General features: G+C 46.4%; 25 protein-coding genes. 7 read left to right on the forward strand and 18 right to left on the reverse strand.

What is annotated here, in order from left to right; genetic code table 11:
• Nucleotides 1-17: 17 nt before the first annotated feature.
• The 12 genes from atpG to mioC all read right to left on the reverse strand — a co-directional run bounded on the left by atpG (nucleotide 18) and on the right by mioC (nucleotide 10,541).
• Entirely contained in the window at nucleotides 18-878 is an 861-nt protein-coding gene (atpG, locus tag K0H60_RS00155; RefSeq protein ID WP_011718833.1) for a F0F1 ATP synthase subunit gamma, read from the reverse strand.
• 50 nt (nucleotides 879-928) lie between these two features.
• Complete coding sequence (gene atpA, locus K0H60_RS00160) at nucleotides 929-2,470, reverse strand: F0F1 ATP synthase subunit alpha (RefSeq protein WP_011718834.1); 1,542 nt, start codon at nucleotides 2,468-2,470, stop codon at nucleotides 929-931.
• Between the two features lie 14 nt (nucleotides 2,471-2,484).
• Nucleotides 2,485-3,018, reverse strand: a complete 534-nt coding sequence (gene atpH, locus K0H60_RS00165) for a F0F1 ATP synthase subunit delta (RefSeq protein ID WP_011718835.1) — start codon at nucleotides 3,016-3,018, stop codon at nucleotides 2,485-2,487.
• A gap of 16 nt (nucleotides 3,019-3,034) precedes the next feature.
• Nucleotides 3,035-3,505 (reverse strand): F0F1 ATP synthase subunit B, encoded by a 471-nt coding sequence (gene atpF, locus K0H60_RS00170; RefSeq protein WP_011624650.1) that lies wholly within the window; start codon nucleotides 3,503-3,505, stop codon nucleotides 3,035-3,037.
• 38 nt (nucleotides 3,506-3,543) lie between these two features.
• A complete protein-coding gene (gene atpE, locus K0H60_RS00175) occupies nucleotides 3,544-3,795 on the reverse strand; it encodes a F0F1 ATP synthase subunit C (protein ID WP_006083840.1) in 252 nt (83 codons plus the stop codon).
• Between the two features lie 70 nt (nucleotides 3,796-3,865).
• Nucleotides 3,866-4,660, reverse strand: coding sequence for a F0F1 ATP synthase subunit A (gene atpB / locus K0H60_RS00180; protein WP_220056903.1), 795 nt, complete (start codon nucleotides 4,658-4,660; stop codon nucleotides 3,866-3,868).
• 12 nt (nucleotides 4,661-4,672) lie between these two features.
• Nucleotides 4,673-5,056, reverse strand: coding sequence for an ATP synthase subunit I (locus K0H60_RS00185; protein WP_011718838.1), 384 nt, complete (start codon nucleotides 5,054-5,056; stop codon nucleotides 4,673-4,675).
• 225 nt (nucleotides 5,057-5,281) lie between these two features.
• Complete coding sequence (locus tag K0H60_RS00190; RefSeq protein WP_011718839.1) at nucleotides 5,282-6,160, reverse strand: ParB/RepB/Spo0J family partition protein; 879 nt, start codon at nucleotides 6,158-6,160, stop codon at nucleotides 5,282-5,284.
• Nucleotides 6,161-6,169: 9 nt separating this feature from the next.
• A complete protein-coding gene (locus K0H60_RS00195; RefSeq protein ID WP_220056904.1) occupies nucleotides 6,170-6,958 on the reverse strand; it encodes a ParA family protein in 789 nt (262 codons plus the stop codon).
• Nucleotides 6,959-7,032: 74 nt separating this feature from the next.
• Nucleotides 7,033-7,653, reverse strand: coding sequence for a 16S rRNA (guanine(527)-N(7))-methyltransferase RsmG (gene rsmG / locus K0H60_RS00200; protein ID WP_023266056.1), 621 nt, complete (start codon nucleotides 7,651-7,653; stop codon nucleotides 7,033-7,035).
• A gap of 117 nt (nucleotides 7,654-7,770) precedes the next feature.
• On the reverse strand, nucleotides 7,771-9,660 hold the full coding sequence (mnmG, locus tag K0H60_RS00205; RefSeq protein WP_220056905.1) for a tRNA uridine-5-carboxymethylaminomethyl(34) synthesis enzyme MnmG: 1,890 nt from the start codon (nucleotides 9,658-9,660) through the stop codon (nucleotides 7,771-7,773).
• A 440-nt stretch (nucleotides 9,661-10,100) separates the two neighbouring features.
• The gene (gene mioC, locus K0H60_RS00210) at nucleotides 10,101-10,541 is read right to left on the reverse strand and encodes an FMN-binding protein MioC (protein WP_109287712.1); all 441 of its coding nucleotides are present in this window, start codon (nucleotides 10,539-10,541) and stop codon (nucleotides 10,101-10,103) included.
• Between the two features lie 177 nt (nucleotides 10,542-10,718).
• Between mioC and K0H60_RS00215 the strand changes: the two genes are divergently transcribed.
• On the forward strand, nucleotides 10,719-12,266 hold the full coding sequence (locus K0H60_RS00215) for a POT family MFS transporter (RefSeq protein ID WP_220056906.1): 1,548 nt from the start codon (nucleotides 10,719-10,721) through the stop codon (nucleotides 12,264-12,266).
• 105 nt (nucleotides 12,267-12,371) lie between these two features.
• Here K0H60_RS00215 and mnmE read toward each other — a convergent pair whose 3' ends face one another.
• The 5 genes from mnmE to rpmH all read right to left on the reverse strand — a co-directional run bounded on the left by mnmE (nucleotide 12,372) and on the right by rpmH (nucleotide 16,202).
• A complete protein-coding gene (gene mnmE, locus K0H60_RS00220) occupies nucleotides 12,372-13,733 on the reverse strand; it encodes a tRNA uridine-5-carboxymethylaminomethyl(34) synthesis GTPase MnmE (RefSeq protein ID WP_088212876.1) in 1,362 nt (453 codons plus the stop codon).
• A gap of 104 nt (nucleotides 13,734-13,837) precedes the next feature.
• The gene (yidC, locus tag K0H60_RS00225) at nucleotides 13,838-15,463 is read right to left on the reverse strand and encodes a membrane protein insertase YidC (RefSeq protein ID WP_023266048.1); all 1,626 of its coding nucleotides are present in this window, start codon (nucleotides 15,461-15,463) and stop codon (nucleotides 13,838-13,840) included.
• A 3-nt stretch (nucleotides 15,464-15,466) separates the two neighbouring features.
• Nucleotides 15,467-15,721, reverse strand: a complete 255-nt coding sequence (yidD, locus tag K0H60_RS00230; protein ID WP_011624661.1) for a membrane protein insertion efficiency factor YidD — start codon at nucleotides 15,719-15,721, stop codon at nucleotides 15,467-15,469.
• Nucleotides 15,688-16,044 carry a ribonuclease P protein component gene (rnpA, locus tag K0H60_RS00235; RefSeq protein ID WP_007652336.1) on the reverse strand — a complete coding sequence of 119 codons (357 nt, stop codon included), beginning with the start codon at nucleotides 16,042-16,044 and terminating at the stop codon, nucleotides 15,688-15,690. The genes yidD and rnpA overlap by 34 nt, the downstream gene beginning before the upstream one ends.
• A gap of 20 nt (nucleotides 16,045-16,064) precedes the next feature.
• Nucleotides 16,065-16,202, reverse strand: coding sequence for a 50S ribosomal protein L34 (gene rpmH, locus K0H60_RS00240; RefSeq protein ID WP_011070423.1), 138 nt, complete (start codon nucleotides 16,200-16,202; stop codon nucleotides 16,065-16,067).
• A 445-nt stretch (nucleotides 16,203-16,647) separates the two neighbouring features.
• Between rpmH and dnaA the strand changes: the two genes are divergently transcribed.
• The 4 genes from dnaA (at nucleotide 16,648) to gyrB (ending at nucleotide 22,829) form a co-directional block, all read left to right on the forward strand.
• Nucleotides 16,648-18,030 carry a chromosomal replication initiator protein DnaA gene (gene dnaA / locus K0H60_RS00245; protein ID WP_011715304.1) on the forward strand — a complete coding sequence of 461 codons (1,383 nt, stop codon included), beginning with the start codon at nucleotides 16,648-16,650 and terminating at the stop codon, nucleotides 18,028-18,030.
• A 20-nt stretch (nucleotides 18,031-18,050) separates the two neighbouring features.
• Nucleotides 18,051-19,151 carry a DNA polymerase III subunit beta gene (gene dnaN, locus K0H60_RS00250; RefSeq protein WP_220056907.1) on the forward strand — a complete coding sequence of 367 codons (1,101 nt, stop codon included), beginning with the start codon at nucleotides 18,051-18,053 and terminating at the stop codon, nucleotides 19,149-19,151.
• Nucleotides 19,152-19,312: 161 nt separating this feature from the next.
• A complete protein-coding gene (gene recF / locus K0H60_RS00255) occupies nucleotides 19,313-20,395 on the forward strand; it encodes a DNA replication/repair protein RecF (RefSeq protein WP_086903526.1) in 1,083 nt (360 codons plus the stop codon).
• Nucleotides 20,396-20,411: 16 nt separating this feature from the next.
• Nucleotides 20,412-22,829 (forward strand): DNA topoisomerase (ATP-hydrolyzing) subunit B, encoded by a 2,418-nt coding sequence (gene gyrB / locus K0H60_RS00260; RefSeq protein WP_086903527.1) that lies wholly within the window; start codon nucleotides 20,412-20,414, stop codon nucleotides 22,827-22,829.
• Between the two features lie 82 nt (nucleotides 22,830-22,911).
• Here gyrB and K0H60_RS00265 read toward each other — a convergent pair whose 3' ends face one another.
• Nucleotides 22,912-23,568: a glutathione S-transferase family protein gene (locus tag K0H60_RS00265; RefSeq protein ID WP_220056908.1), complete on the reverse strand. Its 657-nt coding sequence runs from the start codon at nucleotides 23,566-23,568 to the stop codon at nucleotides 22,912-22,914.
• 126 nt (nucleotides 23,569-23,694) lie between these two features.
• On the opposite strand from K0H60_RS00265, the gene K0H60_RS00270 reads away from it, so the two are divergent.
• Together K0H60_RS00270 and K0H60_RS00275 are read left to right on the forward strand one after the other, a co-directional pair.
• Nucleotides 23,695-24,543 (forward strand): LysR family transcriptional regulator, encoded by an 849-nt coding sequence (locus K0H60_RS00270; RefSeq protein ID WP_220056909.1) that lies wholly within the window; start codon nucleotides 23,695-23,697, stop codon nucleotides 24,541-24,543.
• A 158-nt stretch (nucleotides 24,544-24,701) separates the two neighbouring features.
• On the forward strand, nucleotides 24,702-25,745 hold the full coding sequence (locus K0H60_RS00275; RefSeq protein WP_220056910.1) for an HDOD domain-containing protein: 1,044 nt from the start codon (nucleotides 24,702-24,704) through the stop codon (nucleotides 25,743-25,745).
• Nucleotides 25,746-25,753 lie beyond the last annotated feature (8 nt).

A 25,753-nucleotide genomic window follows, 5' to 3' on the forward strand; every position in this document is an offset into this window, starting at 1 on the left:
TGTATTCGTTACCTAACCTAAACCGCAGAGGCACCAGAAACAATTTCCGACAGTTCCTGCGTAATCGCAGCCTGACGAGCCTTGTTATAGACCAATTGCAAATCGTCAATCAGTGTACCCGCGTTGTCTGTTGCCGCCTTCATCGCCACCATACGGGCAGCCTGTTCAGAAGCAATGTTTTCAACAACACCTTGGTAAACCTGAGATTCTACATAACGAACCAATAAGGTATCCAAAAGGGCTTTTGGATCTGGCTCGTAGATGTAGTCCCAACGATGAGCAACCTCATCATCTTCCGATTTAGGCAAAGGTAGCAGCTGCTCGATCACAGGAGTCTGCGTCATAGTGTTTACAAACTTGTTGAACACTACGTACAGACGATCCAGTTTGCCTTCGTTGTAAGCATCTAGCATTACACGTACTGTCCCGATCAGGTCAGCGAGCTTTGGCGCATCGCCTAAACCTGAAGCATGGGCAGATACTTGACCGCCAAAGCTTTTGAAAAACTGAACACTACGAGCACCGATTGGGCAGAATTCAAATTCTGCACCTTGCTCTTTCCAGCTTTTCACGTCTGAAACAACCTTTTTAAAGAGGTTGACGTTCAAACCACCACAAAGGCCACGGTCGGTTGCTACAACAATGTAACCAACCCGCTTGGCCTCTCTCACCTCTAAGTAGGGGTGTTTATACTCGAGAGAACCTTGCGCTACGTGACCGATCACCTTACGCATGCTTTCCGCGTATGGACGGCTTGCAGCCATGCGTTCCTGCGCTCTGCGCATTTTGCTGGCTGCCACCATTTCCATGGCGGACGTGATCTTCTGAGTGTTTTTCACACTCGCGATCTTGGTTTTAATCTCTTTAGCGCCGGCCATCTCTACTCTCCAATCTGGACCTGAGGTGCCTTAAGACACCTCTATCATTGTTACCAGGTTTGGGTTGCTACGAACTTGTCGAGGCCAGCTTTTAATTCAGCTTCGATATCGGCGTTATAATCGCCAGTCTCGTTGATAAGCTTGATTAAAGCAGCATGCTCGCTGTTCATGTACGAGAGCAGAGCGGCTTCGAAATCACCAACTTTTTTCAGCTCAACGCCCTTCAGGTAACCTTTTTCAGCTGCGAAAATTGACACAGCTTGAGCGGCTACGCTCATAGGAGCATATTGTTTTTGCTTCATCAGTTCGGTAACACGCACACCATGCTCAAGTTGAGCACGAGTTGCATCGTCTAAGTCAGATGCAAACTGTGAGAACGCAGCAAGTTCACGATACTGTGCAAGAGCGGTACGAATACCACCAGACAGTTTCTTGATGATCTTAGTCTGAGCCGCACCACCAACACGAGAAACAGAAATACCTGGGTTAACCGCTGGACGTAAGCCAGAGTTAAACAGATCGGTCTCAAGGAAGATCTGACCGTCAGTAATAGAAATTACGTTAGTCGGTACGAATGCAGATACGTCACCCGCCTGAGTTTCAATAATAGGCAGCGCGGTTAAAGAACCGGTTTGACCTGTTACAGCACCCTTAGTGAACTTCTCTACATATTCTTCGTTTACGCGTGAAGCACGCTCTAATAAACGAGAGTGTAGATAGAATACGTCACCAGGATAAGCTTCACGGCCTGGTGGACGCTTCAGCAGTAACGAGATCTGACGGTAAGCAACAGCTTGCTTAGACAGGTCATCGTATACGATCAGAGCATCTTCACCGCGGTCGCGGAAGTATTCACCCATAGCACAACCAGAGTATGGTGCTAAGTATTGCAGTGCTGCAGCTTCAGAAGCTGTTGCTACTACAACGATAGTGTTAGCTAATGCACCGTGCTCTTCTAGCTTGCGTACTACGTTAGCGATAGTAGAAGCCTTTTGGCCTACTGCTACGTACACACATTTGATGCCAGAATCGCGCTGGTTGATGATTGCGTCGATCGCCATCGCTGTTTTACCAGTTTGACGGTCGCCAATGATCAATTCACGTTGGCCACGACCGATTGGGATCATAGCGTCAACGGCTTTATAACCAGTTTGAACTGGTTGATCTACTGACTTACGCTCGATAACACCTGGTGCGATCACTTCAACAGGAGAGAAACCATCGTTATCGATAGCGCCTTTTCCGTCAATTGGCTCACCCAGAGTGTTAACTACACGGCCTAACAGGCCGCGACCGACTGGAACTTCCAGAATACGGCCAGTAGTTTTAACTTTTACGCCCTCTGCTAAATCAGCATAAGGACCCATTACTACGGCACCGACAGAATCACGTTCAAGGTTCAACGCGATTGCAAAACGGCTACCAGGCAGTTCGATCATTTCACCTTGCATCACATCGGCCAGGCCGTGGATGCGGATAATGCCGTCACTTACCGCAACGATAGTACCTTCGTTACGAGATTCGCTAACGACTTCGAACTGCTCGATCCGCTGCTTAATCAGATCGCTGATTTCAGTGGAATTCAGTTGCATGCTCAAACTCCCAATTACGACTGCAGCTTTTCAGACAGACGCGATAACTTACCGCGGACAGAGCCATCAATGACTAAGTCACCTGCCTTAATAATTACACCGGCGATGAGCGCGGCGTCAGTGCTGCAATTCAGCTTAACTTTGCGTGCGAGACGTTTCTCTAAAGAATTACTGATCTGCTGCTGTTGTTCAGAGCTGAGCTCAGCTGCAGAAACCACATCGGCTTCCACTTCTTTTGCCCACTCATTACGGTATTGAGCAAAAAGCTCAGATACAGCAGGTAGTACCTTTAAGCGACCGTTTTCAGCCATTACCTTTATCAAGTTCTGACCTTGCTCATTGATTTGCTCACCACACACACTAATAAAGAGTGCAGCAAGTTTAGTACTGGCTAAAGAACCAGTTAGCAGTGGCTGCATGGTTTCGTTTTCACTAACCAGTGCGGCGAACGTAAGCATTTCTGCCCAGGTATCCACTGCATTGTGTTCAACAGCAACGTCAAAAGCTGCCTTTGCGTAAGGGCGAGCGATGGTGGTTAATTCAGCCATAACTCAAACTCCCTTATCAAATTTCAGCGACTAGTTTATTAACTATGTCACTGTGGGCGGCTGGATCAATAGAACGCTCAAGGATCTTCTCAGCACCCATGATGGCAAGAGTAGCAACCTGCTTACGCAGATCCTCTTTCACGCGATTACGTTCAGCTTCAATTTCTGCTTTACCCTGAGCGATGATTTTTGCACGCTCAGCGTCTGCTTCGGCTTTAGCTTCTTCAACTATTTGAGCTTTACGCTTGTTAGCTTGCTCAATAATTTCGTTAGCAGTCACCTTGGCTTCTTTTAGTTGGTCAGTCGCTTTCGCTTGAGCCAACTCTAGGTCTTTTACCGCACGATCAGCATCAGCTAGACCGTCAGCAATCCTTTTTTGGCGCGCTTCGATGGCATTCATCAAAGGGGGCCATACAAACTTCATGCAGAACCACACGAAGATGATAAAGGCGACCGTCTGACCGATTAGGGTAGCGTTGAAATTCACAACAGCCTCCTATTTAGAGTTAAGACAGAAGCGTTTTCTTACAGCATTGCACCCAGTGGGTTGGTGAACAGCATGAATAATGCGATACCAACACCGATCATTGTTACGGCGTCTAACAGACCCGCTACGATGAACATTTTAACTTGCAGCATAGGAGCCATTTCTGGTTGACGCGCAGCGCCTTCCAGGAACTTGCCACCTAATAAGCCGAAACCGATTGCAGTACCAAGAGCACCCATACCAATCAGCAGAGCAACAGCGATAGCTGTCATGCCTAAAATCGTTTCCATCTGTATCTCCAGTATCTAAAATCTAAATCTAATTAGTTGATGATTTAGTTTAAAATTTCTTCAGCAATCCTTAATGATCTTCATGCGCCATGCTTAAGTAAACAATGGTCAACATCATGAAGATAAACGCCTGCAGCGTGATAACCAAAATGTGGAAAATTAACCAACCTAGTTGCAGAGTCACACCCAGGGAAGATAATAACAAGTTGGTACCATACATCAGCGCAATAAGGATGAAGATCAACTCACCTGCGTACAAGTTACCGAATAGACGCAATGCCAATGAGATTGGCTTAGCAACTAAAGTAACAGTCTCTAATAGGAGGTTGACGGGTATCATTGCCTTATGGTTAAAGGGCTGTAGCGTCAGTTCTTTAACAAAACCAGACACGCCTTTGACCTTAATGCTGTAGTAAATAATCAGCACAAACACACCAATAGCTAAGCTGAAGGTGATGTTTACGTCAGTTGTCGGAACCACTTTAAAGTACTCAATTCCCATGAGTTTAGCTGCCGTAGGCAACCAGTCCACAGGAAGCATATCCATGAAGTTCATCATGAATACCCATACAAAAATGGTCAGAGCTAAAGGCGCGATCAGGGCATTGCGGCCATGAAAACTTTCTTTCACGCTGTTATCAACGAACTCAACGATCATCTCGATAAAGCATTGCAGCTTACCGGGAACCCCTGAAGTCGCTTTTTTACCAACACTACGGAAAATCCACAGGAACAGAACACCAAGACCAACCGAAAAGAACAACGAATCAATGTGCCATGTCCAGAAACCTTCACCAACATGTAAGTTGGTAAGGTGATGCTGGATATAGCCCTGCGGTGTTAACGCTTCACCAGGTGCAGCCATGATTCATCCCACTTAACTTTGCTTGAAGTATAAAGGAGCTGTCCAATGCACTATTAACGTCAGCACATAACAAACAAAAAGCGGCAAAAATGCCACCTCAAGCTTGCTAAACACCAATGAAAACATTGCGATGGTTAACAGCAACTTTACCGCTTCCCCCCAGTAAAAAGTTTTAATCACTTTTGCTGCTGAACTTGCTCCCGTATGAGAGAAAGCGAGGGTCGCGAATACAAAATTAGGGAGCACAGCAATTGAACCACCTGCTAACGCAGAATAGCCAAACTGAACTCCCCACACGACGAAAAAGAGAATTGAAGCACCCCCAGCCACCGCCGCCTGCATCATCACCAATTTATAGGCTGACCACCGGCCACGACGCGCTAAAACCTTACTCAACTCATCCTCTCCGCATTCATACTTTTTGTTTCGATGACCGGATGACAAATATCCGTATTTTTGTCGATGCACAAAAAGCTTGCGAAAGTATACCTTTTCACGCCTTCATTGCAACTTTGAGATAAGGAAAAACAGCACTTTTAACGTGATATAGCGCCAAAACAGTCAAAATCCAAAATTAACATATGTCACAAATTTACATTAAAAACTGTTAATCTACAGACATTAACGAATTTTGCTAAGAATTCCGTCTAATTCAGCCAGATTCTGATAGTTAATTACAATTTTACCCTTACCCTTACTGCTATGAGCAATCGAAACCTTGGCACCTAATCTTTCAATTAACTGCTGCTCTAAACGACAAACATCTTGATCTTTAGTCGTAGTTTCGACGGGTTTGGGCGGATTTAAGGTTTGATTAATCAATCGTTCAGTTTCCCGAACGGTTAATTCCTTGGCAGCCACTAATCTCGCCAGATTTGTTTGTTCTTCACCCTCAATTGCGAGCAAAGCGCGTGCATGGCCCATATCAATGTCGCCATACTCGAGTAAACGCTTAACCGGTTCATTTAAACCGTTTAACCGTAACAAGTTAGATACACTCGCGCGAGATTTTCCCACAACATCGGCAACCTGTTGGTGAGTCAGCTCAAATTCTTGCATCAAACGTTGTAATGCAATGGCTTCTTCCATGGCATTTAAGTCTTCACGTTGAATGTTTTCAATCAACGCAATGGCAACCGCCGCTTCATCGGGAACCGGTTTAACGATACAAGGGATTTTTTCGACACCCGCCAATTGGGAAGCGCGCCAACGGCGCTCACCGGCGATGATTTCATATTGGCTATCGCTGACAGGACGCACCACAATCGGCTGAATAATGCCTTGATTGCGGATGGAATGGGCGAGTTCTTCTAACGCCTCGGGAGACATGTCCTTACGAGGTTGGTATTTACCCGGTTGTAATAGGTCGAGATCCAGATGAATAAGTTCTTCTTTTTTATCGACAACAACCACTTCTTCCGTGTGTTTTTTACTCGCGGCGTGGCTGTTACTCAGTAAAGCATCTAAGCCTTTGCCTAACCCTCTTTTCTTTAACGTCATGGTTATCCTTTACGCTCGCTTAGCCTGAGTTTTCTGTTCGGAACGGCGGATCATCTCGCCCGCTAACGCTAAATATGCCTTAGCCCCCGCACTCGATTTGTCGTAGTACATGGCGGGTGCACCAAAGCTCGGCGCCTCGGCCAAACGCACATTACGTGGGATCACTGTGCGATAAACCTTATCACCAAAATGCTGTTTTAGCTGATCGGACACATCATTAGACAGGCGATTACGCGGGTCATACATGGTTCGCAAAATCCCTTCAATCCCCAAACCAGGATTCACCACCGCCGCTAATTTAGTGATGGTATCAATCAAGGCGGTTAAGCCTTCCAATGCAAAGTACTCACACTGCATTGGCACCAGTACGGAATCCGCTGCCGACATGGCATTCACAGTCAACATGTTGAGCGAAGGCGGGCAATCGATAAAGATATAATCGTATTGATCTTTTATCGGTGCGAGCGCATTACGTAACCGCACTTCACGGGCAAAAAACTCCATGAGTTTAATTTCTGCCGCGGTCACATCGCCATTACTGGCAATTAGATCGTATTTCCCCGAGGTGTCTTTGACCACGATCTCATCGAAGGGCTTTTCTTCAACCAGCAATTCGTAAGCCGTGTTTTCGACTTCGTATTTATCGACACCGCTGCCCATGGTGGCATTGCCCTGAGGATCGAGATCGATCAGCAGCACTTTACGCTTAGTCGCGGCTAAAGAGGCGGCTAAGTTGACACAAGTTGTTGTTTTCCCTACGCCACCTTTCTGGTTGGCCACGGCAATTACTTTACCCACAATGTCACCCTGTATGTAAATTCTGGTTTATTGCCTACTTAAAAATCCATATGAAATGAGGAGCTTTAAGCCTGTTATTCTTTGATTATTTTGAGTAAATGTCTTTGCTCATCGAGTCTAGGCACTTGGAGTTCGATGGTTTCGGTCACCACAAATCCAGCGGGGATTTGTTGCATCTCTTCATCACTCAGTTGTCCCTTGAGCGCATAAAATTGCCCATGCTCGGCAGGCAAGTGATGGCACCATGTCAACATATCATGGATTGAGGCAAAGGCGCGGCTGAGCACTCCATCGAACTTTTGCTCGGGTTGATAGGCCTCAACTCGGCTCTCTATCGAACTAATATTGTGGATCCCGAGTTCAAAGGCCACTTGCTTTTGAAAACGGATGCGCTTGCCTAAGCTATCGAGCAGCACAAAGGTTTTATCTGGATTCATAATCGCTAAGGGAATGCCGGGCAGCCCAGGGCCAGTACCTACATCGATAAAGCGCTCGCCCTGCAAATGGGGCGACACCACTAAGCTGTCCATGATATGACGGACAAGCATCGCCTCAGGATCTCTGACCGAGGTTAAGTTATAAGCTTTATTCCATTTGTTGAGCATGCCAACAAAATCAAGCAGTTGTTTTTTCTGCTCAGCCGTGGCGGGCAGATTAATTTCGGCTAAATAGGCCTCTAACTGGGCAGATAACACTGAACAACCTCAATAAAGATACGATTATAAACTCGCTGGCTATTATGAAGCCCTGAAACGTCGAAGGGAAGCCTGAATGCTTCCCTTCTGCGACCAAACTGGCGATTAAGCTAGCTTTTACGCGCTCTTGCGTAATAAACCGCGTTTTTTCAGATGCACCAGCAGAATTGAAATCGCTGCTGGCGTAATACCTGAGATACGCGATGCTTGGCCAATGGTTTCAGGCTTATGGCTGTTTAACTTAGCAATCACCTCATTTGAAAGCCCTGGAACCTCTTTGTAATCAAGATTCAATGGCAAACCTGTGTTCTCATTGCGTACCGCTTTGTTGATCTCTTCCTGCTGACGTTGGATATAGCCAGAGTACTTCACTTGGATCTGTACTTGCTCGGCAGCGAGTGGATCGGCAAGTCCAGGCCCAAAGCCTTCAATCTGCATCAACTTGCTGTAATCCATTTCTGGACGACGCAGCAACTCTTCAAACGACGCTTCACGGGAGATCGGCGTGTTTAAATGTGGATTTAACACTGGTACCAATGGTGAGTTTGGATGGATCCATTGGCTACGTAGACGTTGCAGTTCTAACTCGATCGATTCCATTTTTTCACTGAAAGAGGCCCAACGCGCATCATCCACTAACCCCAGTTCACGACCTTTTGCGGTTAAACGCAGATCGGCGTTGTCTTCACGCAGTAATAGGCGGTATTCGGCGCGGCTGGTAAACATGCGGTAGGGTTCTTTAGTCCCTAAGGTTGATAAATCGTCAACCAATACACCTATGTAGGCTTCATCACGGCGAGGACACCAAGCTTCTTTGCCCTGAACCTGCAATGCAGCATTCATACCCGCGAGTAAACCTTGGGCACCAGCTTCTTCATAACCCGTGGTACCGTTGATTTGGCCCGCGAAGAACAAACCATTGATGGTTTTGGTTTCTAACGAGTTTTTAAGATCCCTTGGATCGAAGTAATCGTATTCAATCGCATAACCTGGGCGAACAATCTCAGCATTTTCCATCCCTTGGATCGAACGAACCAGATTTAACTGCACATCGAAAGGCAAGCTGGTGGAAATACCGTTAGGGTAGATCTCGTTGGTGTTTAAGCCTTCGGGTTCGATAAAGATCTGGTGTGATGATTTATCTGAAAAACGATGGATCTTATCTTCGATAGAAGGGCAGTAACGTGGACCAATCCCTTCGATCACGCCTGAATACATAGGGCTGCGATCTAAGCCACCACGAATAATATCGTGTGTCTTTTCATTGGTATGGGTGATCCAACAAGAAATTTGTTTCGGGTGATGGCTCACATCGCCCATAAACGACATTACAGGTAATGGCGTGTCGCCTTTCTGCTCTGTCATTTGGCTAAAATCGATGGTGTTGGCATCGATACGCGGTGGCGTACCGGTTTTTAAACGGCCAACACGGATTGGCAACTCGCGTAAACGGTGGGCGAGTGCGATTGATGGTGGATCGCCAGCACGACCGCCACTGTAGTTTTCTAAACCAATGTGAATCTTACCACTGAGGAAAGTACCCGCGGTTAAGACCACTGCTGGTGCTTCGAAGGCTAAGCCCATTTGGGTCACTACGCCGACTACGCGATCGTTCTCAACAACCAGATCATCAACGGCTTGTTGGAAAATACGTAAGTTGGCTTGGTTTTGCAGAATATTTTGGATCTTCTGACGATATAAAGCGCGATCAGCCTGAGCACGAGTCGCTCTTACTGCTGGACCTTTGCTCGAGTTTAGGGTTCTAAATTGGATCCCTGCATAGTCGGTTGCGATCGCCATTGCACCGCCTAAGGCATCGATTTCTTTTACCAGATGACCTTTGCCAATACCGCCGATCGCAGGGTTACATGACATTTGGCCTAAAGTATCAAGATTATGCGTCAGCAATAATGTCTTAGAGCCCATTCTTGCTGCAGCCAATGCGGCTTCAGTTCCGGCATGACCACCACCTACAACAATAACATCAAACCGTTCATGAAAATGCATGACCCTACCTTTAGTAACTTAAGAGACCCAACGTGAGCCGATCATTTTAGCATTTGCTTTGAATGAGGTGAATGATCATTTTTAGAAAATGGATCCATAGGATCGGGACTAATAGATCTTAAGATCTTTATATAGATCTTCTTATTATGTTTACTATTAGGATCGCACTTTCCTGTGGGTAAGCTCATTTTCTTATTTATATCAAATAGTAACGAGCTTTTATTCTTGTGATCTAGCCGAGATCTACTGCCAGAAAAGGTGGGGATAGATCGGCTATTTATCCACAAGGGGGATCTTTAAGCAGATCAGGTTGTGAATAGCACAGAGGTTGATCAGATCTAAATAATAGTTTATCCACAAAAATATACATTAAAGTAGTTTTTTGTGGATAAATAAGATCTAAACTGTGGGTGGTTTGGTATGTTTTCCAAGAGAAGATCTTAAATTTGATCTTGCCATTGTGCCAACCACGCTAAAGCTGGGTCTTCTGGCACTGGATCCTGTTGAACATCGATCTGGATCTTATCCACAATAACTTTTGCACCGCTATATTCCAGCGCTTCAACTAACTTTTCAGGGCCTTGGCAAAAGGTGTCATAACTCGAATCGCCAATCGCGCACAAGGCGAACTGAACTTGGGTCAGATCCGGTGTGTTTAGCAGCAGTTCTTTACAAAATGGTTGTAAATTGTCGGGCAGATCGCCGGCACCATGGGTCGACGAAACGATGATCCAAAGGGGATATGATTGCAATTCATCCAAAGTTGGGCTCAAAAAGGTATCGACTTCATGGCCTAATGGAGTGAGCTGGGCCTGCATTTCATCCGCTATATATTCACTGCTGCCGAGGGTGGTTCCGACTAATATCGCGATCTTGGTCATTGTTACTGCTCTCTGTGGTCGTTAATTTCTATCATTTTTGGGGCTTACATCTACTTACAGTGTTTTGCTATATAAATTTACTCACTATTGATTTGCAGTCTGCTAGTATCCTTGGCTGCAATCCTAGTTTTATACATAGGCCGTAAGGTTTTTATAACAATTATAATAGGATAACTGATGACTACTCCTGCTGATGCGCCAAAGTGGCCACGCCAAATACCCTATATTATTGCCAGTGAAGCGTGTGAGCGTTTCAGTTTTTATGGCATGCGCAACATTCTAACACCATTCTTGATGACGGCACTTTTGCTCTCTATTCCCGAAGATCTTCGTGGAGCTGTGGCCAAGGATGTGTTCCACTCGTTCGTGATTGGGGTGTATTTTTTCCCCTTACTCGGTGGTTGGATTGCAGATAGATTCTTTGGTAAGTACAACACTATTCTGTGGTTAAGCTTACTTTACTGTGTGGGCCATGCGTTCTTGGCTATTTTTGAGCACAGTGTGCAAGGCTTTTACACCGGCTTATTTTTAATTGCCTTAGGTTCGGGCGGGATTAAGCCTTTAGTTTCTTCGTTTATGGGCGATCAGTTTGATCAGAGCAACAAGTCTTTGGCGCAAAAAGCCTTCGATATGTTCTATTTTACGATCAACTTTGGTTCCTTCTTCGCATCCTTATCTATGCCATTGTTACTCAAAAACTTTGGCGCGGCAGTGGCTTTCGGGATCCCTGGTGTGTTGATGTTTATCGCCACGGTATTTTTCTGGTTAGGCCGCAAACGTTATGTGCATATGCCGCCAGAGCCTAAGGATCCCCATGGATTTTTACCCGTGATCCGTAGCGCTTTGCTCACTAAGGTCGAAGGCAAGGCCAATATAGGTTTAGTGTTAGCCTTAATTGGTGGTGTTTCAGCCGCTTATGCGCTGGTGAATATTCAGACGCTCGGGATTGTGGCCGGTTTGTGTAGCGCTATGGTGCTGCTGATGGGATTTGTTGGCCTTGGGGCGTCATTACAGCTTGAGCGCGCGCGAGGGATTCATCCTGATGTGGCCGTGGATGGTGTGCGTTCAGTGCTACGTATTTTGGTGTTGTTCGCCTTAGTGACGCCATTTTGGTCCTTATTCGATCAAAAGGCGTCGACCTGGATTTTGCAGGCTAACGATATGGTCAAACCTTCGTGGTTTGAACCTGCGATGATGCAGGCATTAAACCCGCTGTTAGTGATGCTGTTGATCCCATTCAATAACTTCGTTTTATATCCTGCTATTGAGCGTATGGGCGTGAAATTAACGGCGCTGCGTAAAATGGGGGCGGGGATCGCGATAACTGGCTTGAGCTGGATTGTGGTTGGGACGATTCAGTTGATGATGGACGGTGGCTCGGCGCTGTCTATCTTCTGGCAGATCTTACCCTATGCCTTACTGACTTTTGGTGAAGTATTAGTTTCGGCGACGGGTTTAGAATTTGCCTACAGCCAAGCACCTAAGGCTATGAAAGGCACGATTATGAGTTTTTGGACCTTATCGGTTACCGTCGGTAACCTTTGGGTATTACTCGCCAATGTGAGTGTAAAAAGCCCTGCGGTGACGGAACAAATCGTCCAAACCGGGATGAGTGTGACGGCATTCCAAATGTTCTTCTTCGCGGGATTTGCGATCTTGGCGGCGGTCATCTTCGCGCTCTATGCTAGGTCCTATCAAATGCAGGACCATTATCGCCAAGTCTAGATAAACCATTTAAGACAAAGCGCTTTTAAATAAAAAAATCAGCCCCTAAGCGAACTTAGTGGGCTGATTTTTTTATGGCGTGTTTAACTAACCGCTAAAGCGAAATTATTTACCGATACAGAATGAGCTGAAAATTTTGCCCAGTAGATCGTCTGAGGTGAAGCGGCCAGTGATTTCGGACAGGGCTAATTGCGCCATTCTCAGTTCTTCCGCTAACAATTCACCTGCGAGGTAAATCTCTAATTGTTCTTTACCGAGTTGCAGATGGCTTGCGGCAACATCTAATGCTTCGAGGTGACGACGACGGGCGATAAAGCCACCTTCTAGATTACTCTGATAACCCATCAAAGATTTAAGGTGTTGCTTTAATTCCTCGACGCCTAGACCGGTTTTGGCTGAGATCCGATACACGCTGTAACCTTTTTCTTCGGTCATCGCGAGGTTCTCTCCAGTGAGATCGGCCTTATTGCGGACAACGGTCACGCCTAAATTGGCGGGCAGGCGATTGATAAAATCGGGCCAAATATCATGGGGATCGACCGCATCCGTAGTGGTGCCATCGACCATAAATAACACGCGATCGGCGCTATTGATTTCGTTCCACGCGCGTTCGATACCGATTTGCTCGACCGTATCTGTGGTGTCGCGCAGGCCTGCGGTGTCGATAATATGCAGTGGCATACCATCTAAATGGATATGCTCGCGTAATACGTCACGGGTGGTGCCGGCTATTTCGGTCACAATCGCTGACTCTTTACCGGCGAGCGCATTTAGCAGACTGGATTTTCCGGCATTGGGGCGACCAGCAATCACGACTTTCATCCCTTCTCGGATAATCGAGCCTTGCTTGGCACTGGCTTGGACGGCGCTGAGTTTGTCGATGATTTTGTAGAGCGCGTTGGCAATTTTGCCGTCACTTAAAAAGTCGACTTCTTCATCGGGGAAATCAATCGCGGCTTCGACGTATAAACGCAGATGGGTGACTTGATCCACCAGCTCATGGACTTCCTTCGAAAACTCACCTTGCAGTGATTGCAGCGCGCTTTTGGCGGCTTGCTCACTGGTGGCATCGATAAGGTCGGCAATGGCTTCGGCCTGGGTTAAGTCCAGCTTGTCGTTCATAAAGGCCTGTTCGCTAAACTCGCCTGGTTTGGCGATGCGAATACCTTCGACTTCTAATACGCGCTTGATCAGCATATCGAGGACGATTTGACCACCGTGGCCCTGCAGCTCTAATACATCTTCACCGGTGAAGGAATTAGGGCCTTTAAAAAACAGGGCGATACCTTGGTCTATCACTTGGCCTGAGGCATTTTTAAAGTCGCAGTAATCGGCGTAACGGGGTTTAGGTAAATGACCCAATACGGCCATGGCCACATCAGTTGCCTTATCACCAGAGATACGAATGATACCCACGCCGCCCCGTCCGGGCGCGGTGGCCTGTGCCACGATAGTGTCAGTTGTCACGGAAATACCCATTAATATCGATCAAATCATCTAAAGGAAAAGGCGGCTCATTAAGCCGCCTTTTTGCATATGCTGAGCCGTTAGCTCTTATCTAGCGCTTGGGCTTATTTTAAGCCTTTTTTCTCTAGACCTGCATAAATAATCTTCTGCTGGATGATGGCAACAATGTTACCCACTAACCAGTACAGTACTAGGCCCGATGGGAACCACAGGAAGAATACGGTAAAGATCATTGGCATCCATTGCATCATCTTCACTTGCATTGGGTCCATGGTCGGTGCGATGGGTTGCATTTTTTGCATCACAAACATAGACGCACCCATCAGCAGCGGCAGAATGTAGTATGGATCTTGTACCGATAAGTCATGGATCCATAACATAAATGGCGCGTGACGCAGCTCGAAGCTTTCTAACAATACCCAGTACAAGGCAATGAAGATTGGCATCTGTAACAGGATAGGTAAACAGCCACCCATAGGGTTCACTTTTTCCTTCTTGTACAGTTCCATCATGGCTTGACCCATCTTTTGACGGTCATCGCCGAAGCGTTCTTTCAAATCCTGCAGTTTTGGCTGTAGATTACGCATTTTCGCCATTGAGGTGTACTGCGCTTTAGTCAGCGGGAACAGTAAACCACGAACGGTTAAGGTGATCAGGATAATTGCCACACCCCAGTTACCCACAAAGGATTGATAGAACATCAATAACCAGTGGATTGGTACGGCTAACCACCAAAGGAAACCGTAATCAACAACTAGGTTTAAGGTATCAGATAACGCAGATAGCGCTTTTTGATCCTTAGGACCTACATAAAACTGTGAGCTAATTTCTTGAGTCGCACCAGGTGCAATATCGTATACCGCGCCACGGAAACCAATGTTAGCTAAACCGCCAGCACTGACACTCGAGAAAATAGTGTTGCTATCGGTTGCTGGTGGGATCCAAGCTGATACGAAGTAATGTTGCAGCATCGCCGCCCAACCACCGAGAGTCGGTTGATTGAGGTTGCTCTTGCTCATATCTTCAAACTTGTACTTTTCGTAACGTACATCTTGAGTCGAGAACGCGGCGCCACGGTAAGTTGGCATCATCATGCTGCTTTCAGATGGCTTGATGGTCTGTTTAATCTGACCGTACATCTGAACTTGTAATGGAGCAGCTGAGGTGTTGTTGATTTTGTAATCGATATCAACGTTAAACTTGCCACGATGGAAAACAAACACTTTGGTGTAAGTCACACCGTTATCAGCCACATAGGTCAGTGGTACTTCTAAGGTGTCTTGGCCATCGGCTAAGGTAAATTCAGTTTTGCTGGCGGCAAATGCGGCGCGACCTTTAGCACTGCTATCGATACCATCGCGGCCAATCAGGCCACTCTGAGCGATATAGGTGAAATCTTTGGTTTGCTCAAGCAAAACAAATGGCTGGTCTTTACCCTGTTCCAGTTTGTGTGAAACCAGAGCTGCAAAAACGATGTCACCACCCACAGGGTTGATTTGTACATCGAGCTGATCGGTTTTAACTGTGATCAGATTTTGCGTTGCCGTTAAGGCTGCTGGGACACCTGTGTCTGCTTCTGGAACATCAGCACTGTGATTTGTGGTTGCATTCGCCACTACAGACGATTCGGTTGCAACGGGTTTTGGAGCTTTGTCTGCTTGCCACTGTTGCCACAGCAAAAAGCTGACAAACAGTAGTCCTATTAGCAATATATTGCGTTGAGATTCCATAGCCTATTTATTACACCTGTCATTTTTAGGGGGGACGGGATCACTACCGCCGGGATGCAAAGGGTGACATTTTAATATGCGTTTCAATGCAAACCAACAACCTTTCGCGGTTCCGTGCACTTTTATTGCCTCAATGGCGTAATGCGAGCATGTGGGATTGAAACGACATCGAGGCCCTAAGAGGGGGCTGATGAAGATTTGATAGCCACGAATGAACGTGGTTGCTAGCCATTGTAGCGGCGACTGAGTTTGCGCCATAGCTTTTCTATCAACTTGTTGATCTCTGCATTTTCCATTTCCATCACCCCGTTTCTGACCAGCACAACAATATCAAGGTGAGGGATGTCGTGTTGATTGAGGCGAAAACTATCTCTGATAACTCGCTTAATGCGATTACGCTGATTGGCGCGTTTTACATAGCGTTTAGCTACAGTAAGACCCAAACGCGGATGTTGTTCCGAATTAGGAATGGCAAGCAGAGTGATTTCAGCAGAAGAAGCTTTGATGGGATTGGAGAATACAGATTTAAATTGCGCGGGAGTTAGCAAGCGTAACTCCCGCGTAAAGGTATAGCTAGTCAACTAGTTACCTACTTAACTTATTAAGCAGATAAACGAGCGCGACCTTTCGCACGACGACGTGCAAGCACCTTACGGCCGCCTGCAGTAGCCATACGAGCGCGGAAGCCGTGAGAACGCTTGCGCTTCAGGTTGCTAGGTTGAAAAGTACGTTTACTCATGATGGCAATCCGTCTTTGTTATAAGTGAACATATCCTTATCTCTGGTGACAGAGGTAAGGGTAAAAAAGAGGCCGAATTGTAATCACTTTACCTGTCCCCGTCAACAACGAAAGTCAGCAAGTGGCTTATTTCTGCCCGTGTATCCTTTGATCAATTTCCCGCACACACCAGAAGATGTGGATAACTCTGTGTATTGGCACTACATGTAGTAGTGAAGGGGATCTATCAAGAGATCAAAGGGGCGCCATTATAGATCAATGTGGATCGCTTAATAAAGCGGGATTTGCCCTATTTGTTGAATAAAAGGATCGAATTTGATCTTTGATGATCTGGGATATCTCCATAGAATGATCTTGTTGGGGATAATTATTTTTTAAGGATAGCGATCATTGAGATCTCGCTATAGAATACACCTCTTTTTGATGATCTTTTGGGGATAACTTAGTGGCGGTTTCACTTTGGCAACAATGTATCGGAAGACTGCAAGACGAGCTTTCTGCTCAGCAGTTCAGTATGTGGATCAGACCGTTACAAGCCGAAATGGATGGAGATACTTTGGTGCTTTATGCGCCTAACCGCTTCGTGCTCGATTGGGTTAGGGATAAGTACATCAATATCATTAATCAGTTTTTTACTGAGCAAATGGGTAATGATGCACCTAAGTTACGCTTCGATATCGGTAGCCGTCCGTCAGCGAAAAAGCCCGAGCCAGCCCCAGTTGCGGCTGTGCGTGTGCCTAATCCCCAAACCAAAGCCTCAGTAGGGACTTCATTTAATACCACTGAGCCTGTTGCTAACGCTAATCATCGCAGCAATATCAATCCCACTTACCAATTCGACAACTTCGTTGAGGGTAAGTCTAACCAACTCGGTAAAGCCGCCGCACTCCAGGTTGCTGAAAATCCGGGTGGTGCCTATAACCCACTGTTCCTTTATGGTGGTACGGGTTTAGGTAAGACCCACTTATTACATGCAGTGGGTAATGGCATCATCAAAAATAATCCCGATGCGAAAGTCGTGTACATGCACTCCGAGCGTTTTGTGCAAGACATGGTTAAAGCGCTGCAAAACAATGCGATCGAAGAATTCAAACGTTACTACCGCAGTGTCGATGCCCTGTTTATCGACGATATTCAATTCTTCGCCAATAAAGACAGATCGCAGGAAGAATTTTTCCATACCTTTAACGCGCTGCTTGAAGGTAATCATCAGATCATTCTGACATCGGATCGTTATCCCAAAGAGATCGACGGGGTCGAGGACAGATTAAAATCTCGCTTTGGTTGGGGCTTAACGGTTGCGATTGAACCGCCTGAGCTTGAAACCCGTGTGGCGATTTTGATGCGTAAAGCCCAGGAGAGCGGCATCAATCTTCCCGACGAAGTCGCCTTCTTTATTGCTAAGCGCTTACGTTCAAACGTTCGCGAGTTAGAAGGCGCGTTAAACCGCGTTATCGCCAACGCTAACTTTACTGGCCGCCCAATTACGATTGATTTTGTGCGTGAAGCCCTGCGTGACCTCTTGGCACTGCAGGAAAAATTAGTCACTATAGACAACATTCAGAAAACCGTAGCTGAATACTACAAAATCAAGATGGCTGATATGTTGTCTAAGCGTCGTTCGCGCAGTGTTGCGCGCCCTAGACAAGTGGCCATGGCGTTATCCAAAGAATTAACTAACCAGAGCTTGCCGGAAATTGGTGATGCCTTTGGTGGTCGAGATCACACCACAGTGTTACATGCCTGTCGTAAGATTGCTCAGCTACGGGAAGAGAGTCACGACATTAAAGAAGATTATGCTAACTTGATTAGAACCTTATCTTCTTAAAATCAAGGAATTTGGACACTATGAAATTTTCAATTGATAGGGACGCCCTATTAAAGCCGCTTCAATTGGTTTGTGGTGCGGTAGAAAGACGCCATAACTTGCCTATTTTGGCAAATCTCCTTGTAGAAGTTAGTGGGCACTCACTCAAAATGACAGGTACCGACCTCGAAGTTGAGTTAGTGGGCCAGGCGGTCATTCATGGTGATATCGAAGAAGGTCGTACTACAGTTCCAGCTAAGAAGCTGTTAGACATAGTTAAATCCTTACCCGAACAAAGCGAGCTTAAGGTTGAGCAGCAAGATAACAAATGGTTATTGCGCTCAGGCCGTAGCCGTTTCTCGCTGGCAACCCTGCCCGCAGAAGAATACCCCAATGTGGAAGCCTTTCAGGCGGAAATCGAGTTCTCTCTTAAGCAGGGCGTACTGAAGTCACTGATTGATGCGACTCAGTTTTCGATGGCTAACCAAGACGTGCGTTACTATCTGAATGGTTTATTACTCGAAACCGAAGGTAATGTGCTGCGTGCCATTGCCACCGACGGTCACCGTTTAGCCTTAAGCCACAGAAGCATAGATGCGCAATTGCCTGAAAAACAAGTGATCGTGCCCCGTAAAGGCGTGATGGAAATGGCGCGTTTATTGGAAGCCGATGATTTAGATATCGCAATTGCCATTGGCGATAACGCGATTCGTGCGACCACCAGCACCACAGTTTTTACCAGTAAATTAGTCGATGGTCGTTTCCCCGATTATCGCCGTGTGTTACCTAAGGGCGGTGATAAAATCGTTATCGCCAGCCGTAACCACTTCAAGCAAGCTTTAAACCGTGCTTCTATTTTATCGAACGAGAAGTTCCGCGGTGTACGCATTCAGTTAGAAGCGGGATTACTGAAAATCACCGCCAATAACCCAGAGCAGGAAGAAGCGGAAGAAATCATCGATGTGGATTACAACAATCAGCCACTCGAAATTGGTTTCAACGTCAGTTACTTATTGGATGTGTTAAACAACCTTAAGTCCGATGATGTGCGTATCACCCTAATCGATGGTAACTCGAGTGCTTTATTGGAAAACCACTTGGAAGAAGATTCCATGTATGTGGTTATGCCGATGCGCTTATAGTATTCCGTTGCCTACTTTGTGCCATACGCCGCTTTTTAGCGGCGTATATGTCTTCAAGCCTTATCCCTTGTTGCCTTATTTACTCGGATGGATGTGAATTGCGGTATGATGACTGTTCTGAGTCTTGGCCTAAGCCGTCGATGTGGTGTGATGAGTAACGCATGAGTCTTATCCGTCTTAATATTGATTCTTTTCGCAATATTCAATTGGCGCAGCTGAGCCCGACTGAAGGGATCAATCTGATTTACGGTCAAAATGGCAGTGGCAAAACCAGCATACTCGAGGCTATTTACTTTCTCGGTATGGGGCGTTCGTTTCGCAGTCATTTATCCCAACGGGTGATCAATAATGAACAGGATAAGTTAACCCTGTTTGCGACCTTAAATTTGCCACGGGGCGATAGTAAAATCGGCTTGCGACGTTTCCGTAGTGGTGAAACCGAAGTCAAAATCGACGGGGAAAAGGTGAAACGGTTATCGACATTAGCCGAAACCTTACCCATCCAAGTGATCACGCCGGAAAGCTTTTCGCTCCTATTTGAAGGTCCTAAATCCCGTCGGCAGTTTATCGATTGGGGCGCCTTTCATTCCGACCCACAGTTTTATGCGGCATGGGTGAACGTAAGACGGGTTTTAAAGCAACGAAATCAACTACTTAGAAATAATTCTTCCTATGATCAAATCCAATATTGGGATAGGGAGTTTGTCCGTTATACCGAGCAGGTCACAGAAATACGAAACCGTTATGTAGACTCGTTAAATGAGCTACTTAAGGGTATAATCGGGGAGTTTTTACCGCAGGTAGATGTTAAGGTTTCATTTACTCGCGGCTGGGATAGCAAAACGGATTTTGCACAACTTCTCGAATCCCAATATCCCAGAGATTTGGCTACGGGTCATACCGTCAGCGGTCCCCATAAAGCTGACCTCAGACTTCGTGTAGGTAGTTTACCGGCGCAGGATGCCCTGTCCCGTGGTCAATTGAAATTATTAGTCTGTGCACTGCGTATTGCACAGGGAAAGTTGCTCAAACAACAAATAGATAAACACAGTATTTATCTTGTGGATGATCTTCCATCCGAGTTGGATGCACAGCATAGGCAGCTATTGCTTAAGCAGCTAGTGGACACAGGTGCACAAGTGTTTGTCACTGCCATTGAGCCTGCAGCAATAGTCGATTCGTTACACACTCCTCCCAGTAGGATGTTCCATGTGGAACAGGGACGTGTAACGGTAATTGAATAACCATTGAGAGAATAATATGTCAGAGAATAGTTACGATTCTTCGAGTATTAAGGTCCTTAAGGGCCTTGATGCAGTACGTAAGAGACCTGGGATGTATATTGGTGACACCGACGACGGTACGGGTCTACATCATATGGTGTTCGAAGTAGTCGATAACTCTATCGATGAAGCCTTAGCCGGCCATTGTACTGATATCACTATTACTATCCATGTGGATGGCTCGGTCTCCGTTCGCGACGACGGCCGTGGTATTCCTGTGGCGATTCACCCGGAAGAAGGCGTGTCTGCCGCCGAGGTGATCATGACCGTACTGCACGCGGGTGGTAAGTTCGACGATAACTCTTATAAAGTGTCAGGTGGTCTGCACGGCGTGGGTGTGTCGGTAGTTAACGCGCTGTCTAAAAAGCTGCAGTTAACCATTCGCCGTGAAGGTAAAGTCCACGAGCAGTTTTATACCCACGGTGTTCCTGACGAGCCAATCAAAGTGATCGGCGATGCGACAAAAACCGGTACCGAAATCCGTTTCTGGCCAAGTGAAGAAACCTTCAGCGATGTTGAGTTCCACTTCGAGATTCTGGCAAAGCGCGTGCGCGAACTGTCGTTCCTCAACTCAGGTGTGGGTATCCGCTTAGTCGACGAGCGTGACAATAAGAATGAATTCTTTAAATACGAAGGTGGTATCAGCGCATTCGTTGATTACCTGAACCGTAATAAAACGCCAGTAAACAAAGACGTATTCCACTTTATGCAAGAGCGTGACGACGGTATTACCGTTGAAGTGGCAATGCAGTGGAACGATGGTTATCAAGAAAGCATTTTCTGTTTTACCAACAACATTCCACAGCGTGATGGTGGTACTCACTTAGCGGGTTTCCGTAGTGCGTTGACACGTAACCTCAACAACTATATGGAAAACGAAGGCTATAACAAGAAAGGCAAAACTAACGCGACAGGCGATGACGCCCGCGAAGGTTTAACGGCCGTGATTTCAGTTAAAGTGCCTGATCCTAAGTTCAGCTCGCAAACCAAAGACAAGTTAGTGTCTAGCGAAGTGAAAGCCGCGGTTGAACAAACCATGGGTGAGAAGCTAAACGACTATCTGCTGGAAAACCCTGCCGATGCTAAGTTAATCGTCGGTAAGATTGTCGATGCGGCCCGTGCCCGTGAAGCGGCGCGTAAAGCCCGTGAAATGACCCGTCGTAAAGGCGCACTCGATTTAGGTGGTTTGCCAGGTAAGCTGGCGGATTGCCAAGAGAAAGACCCTGGTCTTTCAGAAATCTACATAGTGGAAGGGGACTCTGCTGGCGGTAGCGCTAAGCAGGGACGTAACCGTAAGAACCAAGCGATTCTGCCACTGAAAGGTAAAATCTTAAACGTTGAGAAAGCGCGTTTTGATAAAATGCTTTCTTCTCAAGAGGTTGCCACGCTAATCACCGCGCTTGGCTGTGGTATTGGTCGTGACGAATACAACCCGGATAAGACGCGTTACCACAACATCATCATCATGACGGATGCTGACGTCGACGGCTCGCACATTCGTACCTTGCTGTTGACCTTCTTCTTCCGCCAAATGCCTGAACTGATTGAACGTGGTTATGTGTATATTGCTCAGCCGCCTTTATTCAAAGTGAAGAAAGGTAAGCAAGAACAATATCTGAAAGACGAAGCGGCACTGACTCAGTATCTGACCACTCAAGCGTTAGATGGTACTAGTATTTATCCATCTCAAGGTGCGCCTGGTATGTCGGGTGAGCCATTAGAGCGTTTAGTGACTCAGTACCGTGAAGTGGAAGCGATTGTGGCCCGTTTAGAGCAACGTTACCCAACGCAGATCACCAACCGCATGCTTTATCATCCAATGATCAACAACGAAATGTTGGCGGATGAAGGCAAGATGAAGGAATGGATCGACGCCTTTATCCATGAGCTGGTGGAATTAGAAAACAGCGGTGTGTTGTATTCTGGTGAGCCTGTACTCGATCCTGAGCGCAAAGTGTATCTGCCGAAGATCACTATCCGTAAACACGGTATCGATACACATTACCTGTTCAGCTACGACTTCTTCCAATCAACTGACTACCAACGCATTGGTAAGTTAGGTGCGGCGCTTGAAGGCCTGATTGAAGTCGGTGGTTATGTGCAACGTGGCGACCGTGTGAAGGAAGTGGGTAGCTTCATTGAAGCGTTAGATTGGACCATCGGCGAAGCCAAGCGTGGCCTCTACATCCAACGCTATAAAGGATTGGGTGAGATGAACCCTGAACAATTGTGGGAAACCACGATGGATCCTGAATCTCGCCGCATGCTGCAAGTGACGATTGATGATGCCGTTGGTGCGGATCAGTTGTTTACTTGTTTGATGGGCGACCAAGTTGAACCACGCCGTGACTTTATCGAAGCCAACGCGCTGAACGTGGCTAACTTAGATGTTTAACATTTAGACGTTTAACGATCTATATCGTTAGCAATTGATAAAAAAGGGAAAGCTTAGCTTTCCCTTTTTGTTTGGTAGAAAATTATCTATCAACACCAGCTTCGTCGATGTCCACTATTTCAGTCTCGGCTTTGGCGGCTTGTATCCAGGCCTGCATTTCCGGCTGGCTCACAATAAATTCCATATAGGCTCGACTCGCTTGGGAGACTTCAATCTCATAGGTGAAGAAGCGCATCACAACCGGCGCAAACATCATATCGGCTATCGACCACTTGCCAAATAACCAAGTGCCTTGGGCTGTGGCAAACTCTGCCATTTGTTGTGACCAGATGCTGTCGATGCGGGCAATATCCTGCAACACGGCAGGGCTTAATTCAACATAACGATGGGCACGGATATTCATCGGCAGGGCATTTCGCAGGGCATGAAAGCCTGAATGCATTTCACAGGCGAAGGAGCGAGCCTTAGCTTTTTGTTTCGGGTCTTGTGGCCAAGCTGAGCCTGAAAGATAAGTATCGTTGATATATTCGCAAATCGACAACGAATCCCAAACCGTGATATTTCCATCGATGAGTGTTGGAACTTTTAGGGTAGGCGAAATAGATTTGAGCCGCTGATAAAAGCTCTCGGTATCGAGCTGTAGTAGGATTTCATCGAACTGAATACCTGATTTTGCAGCCATTAACCAAGCGCGGAGCGACCAACTAGAGTAGTTTTTATTACCAATGTAGAGTTCCATTTTCACCTTCCTGTTTGGGGTTGTGCTTATCAATATAGGCGCTTGTACTTTGCATGACTAACGAATAGATTTGATGTTATCTATCAGCAAAATGAATAGATAGACTGACATCAGGTAGGAAATATTATGGAAATAGAAGCGCTGCGCAGTTTTGTGGCTTTTGTCGATACCGGGAGTTTTACCCGTGCGGCAATGCAAACCTATAAGACTCAATCTGCCGTCAGTATGCAAATGAAGCGCTTAGAGCAAGAGTTGGGAAAAACGCTCTTTGTAAAAGAGGGGCGAAACTTAGTCTTATCTACCGAAGGCCAACGTTTTGGCTTGTACGCTAAGCAATTACTGCAATTGCACGATGAGACTGTCACTACCATTAAGCAGACCCAAGTCGGCACACAATTGCATTTGGGCTGTCCAGATGACTATGCCGAATCCGTGTTGCCGCGGATAGTGGCGTTGTTACATGGTCACATTAAGCAACTCGATCTTCAAATTACCTGCGCCTCGAGCCAAAAGCTGCGGATCATGCTGGATTCTGGGCAGCTCGATGCGGCGATAGTGACTCGTTTGCCCGAGTCCGATGAAGGCTACTTATTACAAACCTCAAAAGGTGTTTGGGTGAGCGCGAGTGGTTCGAACTTGAGTGATGCCGATCCCTTACCTATAGCGCTATTCCAAAAGGACTGTAAATTCCATATCACGGCGTTAGATGGATTGATGAAGCAAGATAGGCATTATCAGTTGTTAGCTTGTAGCAGCAGTGCTGCGGCTCTTAAAGCGATAGTGGCTAAGGATTTGGCTATTAGTGCCATGGCTGAATGCAGTGTATCGGCACCACTGAATATTATCGATTCTGAAACTCTTCCACCTCTGCCTGTGGTCGCCGTCGCACTGGTTATTTCCGCGAAAGCTTATTCACCCATAAATGCGGAGTTGGCCAAGCAAATTGCACGGGCCTATCAAGGCTACTTGGAATAAGGTTTCACGTGAAACATTCGATTTGATAATGCAGCCTTAAGTCTAGGGACATATAGTAAAGCTGCGCGTAATACATGATGTGACCACTAGTATATGAACTACAATGGACTGATAATTATGCAGGGTCAGTTAACTCAGCTCTTATAGGTTGGAACGTCTTGATTAAGTCCATATTTAATAAAATTTTTAATATCCGCGAAGAGACAATACTGGAGCGACCTAAAAGCTTTAGCCAAACCGATCTCAGTAAATCGTTGGACAAAGTTTCAGCCCCTAAACGCCAAGAAGAATCCGTTGATACCGTGGTGAGTATCGACTTAGAGGCGTTATTTTACAGCCTGTTGTTTCCCGCCAGAACCAAAGATGCTGGTGGCGTTGCCAATAACCTTGAGCGGCGAGTCATGGCAGAAATAGAGTTGGCCTTAGCATCGCCACAAGTGATAGCAGAAAAGGTGCTTAAGCTTCCCTCTAAGGTTTTGGAATTAGACCGTAAATTAGCTGAGCCACAGTTTGATACTAAGGACTTGTTGGCGCTAATAGAGAAAGATCCTTTACTGAGCGTCGAAGTGCTTAAGCTGTGTAACTCACCAGCCTTTAAGCGTGGCGATCGAGAGGTCACAAGCCTGCAACAGGCTTTAGTGCAGCTCGGCCGTGAGCAGTTACGCCGCTTTGTGACGAGCTGCCTAGTGCGTGAGATGCTCGATATTAAACCCATTTATTTTCGTCGCTTTGGTGCCGAAATTTGGCGTCATTCGATGCAGGTGGCCTTTTTAACCAGTGAACTGAGTGAAGAAGATAGAGACACGGCATTCCTATTAGGATTACTGCATGATGTGGGTAAGCTCGCCATCTTTAAAATGTTGCTCGATGCCTTTGTGCAAGCAGAGCCTGGGGAGCAGCCAAATTCTTGGTTATTCCGACAAGTGATGACAGCCAAATCACTCACCTTAAGTGCTTTGTTGGCAAAGCATTGGCAATTGCCAAGTACCTTTGAAACCGAGCTGGATAAATTAGCCCATGTCCACACTCGGCCGAATGAGGGAATTGCCGCTGTGGTTTGGCGCGCCAATATCATCAGTGAGGTTTCGATGTTGCAGCAAGCGGGTAAACTGCCTGCTGATATGCTGAGCAACTTGTTAGCCTTGGTTGGACTCGAGCCCGCTCAATTCGAAGCGTTGCACGAGAAACTTCAGCAGTTTTAATATATTGC

The organism is Shewanella mangrovisoli, from assembly GCF_019457635.1.
Taxonomy (GTDB): domain Bacteria; phylum Pseudomonadota; class Gammaproteobacteria; order Enterobacterales; family Shewanellaceae; genus Shewanella; species Shewanella mangrovisoli.